At 64.1% G+C, this 5,559-nt stretch carries 6 protein-coding genes and 1 pseudogene; 6 read left to right on the top strand and 1 reads right to left on the bottom strand.

All coding sequences use genetic code 11. The features are described 5' to 3' along the window. Positions 1–5: 5 nt before the first annotated feature. Positions 6–884 (top strand): annotated as a pseudogene (locus EN749_RS29580) (HAMP domain-containing sensor histidine kinase); the annotation flags it as partial. 29 nt (positions 885–913) lie between these two features. After that, positions 914–2,080, top strand: a complete 1,167-nt coding sequence (locus tag EN749_RS29575; protein ID WP_128364483.1) for an FAD-binding oxidoreductase — start codon at positions 914–916, stop codon at positions 2,078–2,080. Between the two features lie 193 nt (positions 2,081–2,273). Here the strand turns inward: EN749_RS29575 and EN749_RS29570 are convergent, their stop codons facing one another. After that, positions 2,274–2,699 carry a GNAT family N-acetyltransferase gene (locus EN749_RS29570; protein WP_127271072.1) on the bottom strand — a complete coding sequence of 142 codons (426 nt, stop codon included), beginning with the start codon at positions 2,697–2,699 and terminating at the stop codon, positions 2,274–2,276. Positions 2,700–2,826: 127 nt separating this feature from the next. Between EN749_RS29570 and leuD the strand changes: the two genes are divergently transcribed. The 4 genes from leuD to EN749_RS29550 all read left to right on the top strand — a co-directional run bounded on the left by leuD (position 2,827) and on the right by EN749_RS29550 (position 5,515). Continuing rightward, on the top strand, positions 2,827–3,432 hold the full coding sequence (leuD, locus tag EN749_RS29565; RefSeq protein ID WP_023810900.1) for a 3-isopropylmalate dehydratase small subunit: 606 nt from the start codon (positions 2,827–2,829) through the stop codon (positions 3,430–3,432). Positions 3,433–3,515: 83 nt separating this feature from the next. Next, positions 3,516–4,439: a hypothetical protein gene (locus EN749_RS29560; RefSeq protein ID WP_128364482.1), complete on the top strand. Its 924-nt coding sequence runs from the start codon at positions 3,516–3,518 to the stop codon at positions 4,437–4,439. A gap of 328 nt (positions 4,440–4,767) precedes the next feature. Then, a complete protein-coding gene (locus EN749_RS29555) occupies positions 4,768–5,151 on the top strand; it encodes a RidA family protein (protein ID WP_128364481.1) in 384 nt (127 codons plus the stop codon). Between the two features lie 13 nt (positions 5,152–5,164). Further along, on the top strand, positions 5,165–5,515 hold the full coding sequence (locus tag EN749_RS29550) for a VOC family protein (protein WP_127271319.1): 351 nt from the start codon (positions 5,165–5,167) through the stop codon (positions 5,513–5,515). Positions 5,516–5,559 lie beyond the last annotated feature (44 nt).

The raw sequence follows: 5,559 nt of genomic DNA, 5'->3' as shown, positions 1-5,559 counted from the left end.
TCTAACATCTCTATGGCGAACGCGGCAAGGTGACGTTGGCGGCGATCGCCATTCTCGGCGGCACGCTGCTCATCGGCCTGGTTTTCCTGCGCACCGTCAGCCGGCCGATCTATGCGCTGATCGACCGAACCGAGCGCATCGCCGCCGGCGACCGCGCGGCGATCAGGCCGCTCGACCATCACGGCACGCGAGAGATGGCGGAGCTTTCCGCCGCCTTCCTCGACATGGCCGAAAAACTGCAGGCGCGTTCCGACAGCATCCAGACGTTCGCCACCCATGTGTCGCATGAGCTCAAATCGCCGTTGACGGCGATCCAGGGCGCGGCCGAACTGCTGCGCGATTCCGGTGGCGCGATGGACGATACGGAGCGGCGGCGCTTTTCAGACAATATCGTCACCGATGCGGGACGGCTCAATCTGCTGGTTCGCCGCCTGCTCGACTTGGCGCGCGCCGAAAACCTGGCGCCGAGCGGCGAAAGCACATCGCTCGGTGCGGCGCTGGCGCTGCTGCCCGTCGACAACAGGCTGGCGGTTCGCGTCGGAGCCGGCGGCGAAATCGGCTTGCGCATATCGGCCGAGAACGCGGCTATCGTGCTGGCCAATCTCATCGACAATTCGGCCAGGCACGGCGCGACGGCGGTTTCTGTCTCGGCTACGAGCGCCGGCGGCAAGGCGAGCATCCTGGTCAGCGACGACGGCGCCGGCATTTCGCCGAGCAACCGGGCGCGCATCTTCGAACCGTTCTTCACCACGCGGCGCGAGCAGGGCGGCACCGGCATGGGGCTCGGCATCGTGCTGGCCCTCCTGAAAGCGCATGATGGTATGATCGCGCTGGTTGACAGCGAACGCGGCACGCGCTTCGAGATCATTCTGCCGGTGGCGTGAAGGACACCATCGGCCGGATCGGAGAGAACATGCGCTACGACATCGTCATCATCGGTGGAGCCATAGTCGGCTCCTCGGTCGCCTACTATCTGCGCGAGCAAGGGTTTTCCGGCACGATCGCGCTGGTCGAGCGTGATCCGCAATTCGCGCATGCGGCAACGACGCTGTCCATGGCCTCGATCCGCCAGCAATTCTCGATCCCGGAAAACATCCGCCTGTCGCAGTTCACGCTAAAGCTGTTCCGGCGGCTGAAGGAAGAGTTCGGCGCCGACGCCGATATCGGCTTTCGCGAAGGCGGCTACCTCATCCTTGCCGGCGAGGACGGCTTGCCGATCCTCAAGAGCAATCACGAGGCGCAGATGGCCGAGGGCGCCGACATCGTGCTCGAGGATGCCGATGCGCTGGTGCGCCGGTTCCCGTGGCTGTCGACCGAGGGCATTTCAGCCGGCGCCTATGGCCGCACCGGCGAAGGCTGGTTCGACGCGCATGCGATGCTGACGCTGTTCCGCAAGGCGCTGCGGCAGAAGAAAGTCGATTTCATCACCGCCGATGTCACCGCCATCGCGCGCGACGGCAATCGCGTCACCGGGGTGAGCCTCGGCAATGGCGAGACGCTGAAGGCCGGCATCGTCGTCAACGCCGCCGGCCCGAACGCCGGCAAGGTGGCTGCCATGGCCGGGCTTGAGCTGCCGGTCGAGCCGCGCAAGCGCAATGTCTTCGTCTTCGAGGCGCGCGAGAAATATGCCGACATGCCGCTGCTGGTCGATCCCTCCGGCATCTATGTCCGTCCGGAAGGCTCGGTCTACCTCACCGGCGGCGCCGAACCGGAGGAAGGCGACCGCGCACCCGATCCCGGTGACTTCGAGGTAAACTGGCCGCTGTTCGAAGAGGTGATCTGGCCGGTGCTGGCGACCCGCATTCCCGCCTTCGAGGCAATCAAGCCGACCCGCGCCTGGGCCGGCCACTACGACTACAACACGCTCGACCAGAACGCGGTGATCGGCCCGCATCCCGAAGTCGGCAATTTCCTGTTCGCCAACGGATTCTCCGGCCATGGCCTGCAGCAGGCGCCGGCGGTCGGCAAGGCGCTGGCCGAACTGATCGTGCATGGCGGCTATCGCACGGTGGATTGTTCGGCGTTTGGCTATGGTCGTGTGGCTGAGGGGCGGGCGTTCCGGGAATTGAATGTGATTTGAGCGTTGGCGTTTCCTTCTCCCCCTGTGGGAGAAGGTGTCGCCGAAGGCGACGGATGAGGGGTGTTCCAGGGAACGCCAACGCCTCACTCCGCTGGAACACCCCTCATCCGTCTCGGCGCTGCGCGCCGATCCACCTTCTCCCACAGGGGGAGAAGGCAAGGCGCGCTTCTCTCGTTCCCCAACCAGATAGACCTCAGCCCTTGCGGTCGAACCAGAAGGCGTCGGCCATGCGCTTCATGCCGATACGTTCGTAGAAGCCGACGGCGTCGGGCATGGAGATCAGGCTGATGGCGACCGACGGTCCAAGCTGCCGGCGCGCCTCGTCCATCAGGCCCTTGCCGATGCCGAGCCCCTGTGCCGATCGGGAAACGGCGAGTTCGGAGATGTAGCAGACCCAGGAGAAGTCGGTGATGCCTCTGATCACGCCGACCAGCGGCTTGCCTTCGACGTCAAGACGCGCGGTCAGCACCAGATTGGCGCCCGACAGCATCGCCCGCAGGCGTGCTTCATCATCGACCGGCCGAGTCTCGCCGAGGCCGGATTCGACCAGCACACGCCGGAATTCGGCGATGTCGAGCGCGGGTTCACGCGCATAGAGGACGTGTGCGTTTTCTGCCATGGCCGCCAGACTGCACCATCGGGCTGGCTTGTGCCACCGTGCACGAACAGTTGCCTTTTATTTGCTGCCGGCTTTGTGTAAACCGTGCCTCAGCAATCCCCCCGCAACGAAAACACGGGCAAAAGCCATGGAAAAGTTCACCAAGCTCACCGGCGTCGCCGCTCCGATGCCGATCGTCAATGTCGACACCGACATGATCATCCCGAAGGATTACCTCAAGACGATCAAGCGCACCGGGCTCGGCACCGGCCTGTTCGCCGAAATGCGCTACAAGGATGACGGCTCGGAAAACCCGGATTTCGTACTCAACAAGCCGGCCTACCGCAAGGCGCAGATCCTGGTTGCCGGCGACAATTTCGGCTGCGGGTCATCGCGCGAGCATGCCCCATGGGCGCTGCTCGACTTCGGCATTCGCTGCGTCATCTCGACCTCGTTCGCCGACATTTTCTACAACAACTGCTTCAAGAACGGCATCCTGCCGATCACCGTCAGCCCCGAGGATCTTGAGAAGCTGATGGACGACGCCTCGCGCGGCTCCAATGCCACGGTGTCGGTCGACCTTGAGGCCAAGGAAATCCGCGGTCCCGACGGCGGTGTCGTCACCTTCGACCTCGACGATTTCAAGCGGCACTGCCTGCTCAACGGGCTCGACGACATCGGCCTGACCATGGAGAAGGCCGGCGCCATCGCGTCGTTCGAGAAGCGCAACGCCGAACAGCGCCCCTGGGCCTGAGCGGTACACACTCCAGGCGGAGGCCCGGCCGCTCTCAGGCCTTCCTTGCGCCGGGTTCGTTGCGATTGAGTGGAGGGACAGTCTTGACACGTTTGCTTCTTGCCGGCGTTTGCGGGCTGGCCTTGTTGCTGGGGCAGACCGTGAGCGCGTTTGCGCAGACACAGGCACCCGCCACCCAGCCGGCCCCGGCGACGGACCAGCCGTCCGCCGATCAGGGGACGAACGCCGCCGACGCTGCCGATGACGACAAGCAGGCGCCCGTCCCTTTCGAGGGCGGCACGCTGACCATCACCCAACCGGAACAGGACGGTGAGAAGGTGCTTGCCTATGACGGCAAGCAGCTGGCCACCAACTATGACGTCTTCTTCGACAAAATAGTCGAGGTCGGCGGCGTCAAGGTGGCGCTGTTCGATGTCGGCGACGGCGGCAACCAATGCGGGCCGGCGACGGTGATCGTCTGGAAACCGGAAGGCGGCACCATCCAGAGCACCACGGTCGACCAGGACCAGTGCGGCGCGCCGCCCTCGGCCGTGTCCGACAACGCCATCTATTTCGTGCCCTATCTGTTGCCGGGGGATGAGAAGCCGGCTTTGCAATGGTCGCCGACCGATGGGCTGACGATTTCGGGTAATCTGACCTACATGCCGGAACCCGGCACGGACTGGAAAGACATCGATCCGGAAAAGTACCAGAACATCATCGACGCCTTCCACAACGAGGCCGTCTACAAGGAAGCGGAAAAGCTGCTCGGCAAGGACATGCCCGACATGGCGACCAGCCTGCTGGTCGGCGGCGGTACCGAAAAGGCCGCTTCGGGCGCCTTCTACGCCAGCGGCTGCGTGCCGCATAATTGCGGCGGCAATGACGGCTTCATGGCGGTCGACCCGGCCCAGCACAAGCTCTATTTTGCGCGCCGCGGCGACAATGGCCAGCCGCAGGCGTGGCCTGATGTAGCGACATGGCCGGCGGATGTGAAGGCGGCGTTGGACAAGGCGCTGGGGAACTAGACGCGGCAGCGACCACCACGCCTTCGTCATTCTCGGGCTTGACCCGAGGATCCATGCCGTGACGGTTGTCGGAGGGCGCGGCGGAGCAGAATTCTGAACCGCTGCAACGCTTTGAAGTCGCGGCATGGATCCCTTGGGCTGCGGAGCAGCTCCAGGGGTCTGCGCCGCTTCGCTTCGCTCCTTGCTTCGCCATAGGATGACGAAGACGCCAGGGTTCGGCTAATCTCCACCGTCCTAGCTCCGGCTCGTGGCAACAATTGGTGGCCTCTGGCCCATGACCCACCCTACCCTTTTCCGGCAAAATGGCCACCAAATCCTGCGAGGCCCCATGCGCACACTCATCTCCACCGGTTCGCCCTTCGAAAAGACCGCCGGCTATTCGCGTGCAGTGGTGCAGGGCGACTGGTGTTTCGTGTCCGGCACGACCGGCTACGTCTATGCGACGATGACGATGCCGGAGACGGTGGAGGCGCAGACGCGCAATTGCCTGGCGACGATCGGCAAGGCGCTTCAGGACGGCGGCTTCGAGATGGCCGACGTGGTGCGGGCGCATTACTACATCACTGACCAGGCCTTCGTGGACGTGGTCTTCCCGATCCTCGGCGAGACGTTCGGCGACATCAGGCCGGCGGCGACGATGATCGTCTGCCAGCTCAACAGATCGGAAATGAAGATCGAGATCGAGGTGACGGCGCTGCGGCGCACGGCTTGAAAGGCGACCGACGATGAAAGTCCGGCGCATCGTTGCCAATATCGAGACATCGGATGCCACTGCGGCCAAGCGTTTCTATCAGGATGTCCTCGGCCTCGATGTGCTTATGGACCTTGGCTGGATCGCCACCTACGGCTCGCAAGCAAAGATGGATGTCCAGGTCAGTTTCATGGCGCAAGGCGGCTCCGAAACGCCGGTGCCGGATCTTTCGATCGAGGTCGATGATGTCGATGCGGCGCTCGATGCCATGAAAGCGGCGGGCTTCGCCATCGAATACGGACCGGCCGACGAGCCCTGGGGCGTGCGCCGCTTCTATGTCCGCGATCCGTTCGGCCGGCTGGTCAACATTCTCTCGCATCGGTGAAGGCAAGGCGCTGCAATTTGCGGGAGGCTGGCGGGGCAGAGGGG

It is taken from the genome of Mesorhizobium sp. M7A.F.Ca.ET.027.02.1.1 (genome assembly GCF_004022985.1).
Taxonomy (GTDB): domain Bacteria; phylum Pseudomonadota; class Alphaproteobacteria; order Rhizobiales; family Rhizobiaceae; genus Mesorhizobium.
The sequence above is the reverse complement of the archived record's forward strand: the minus strand, read 5'-3'. Positions and strand labels throughout refer to the sequence as shown.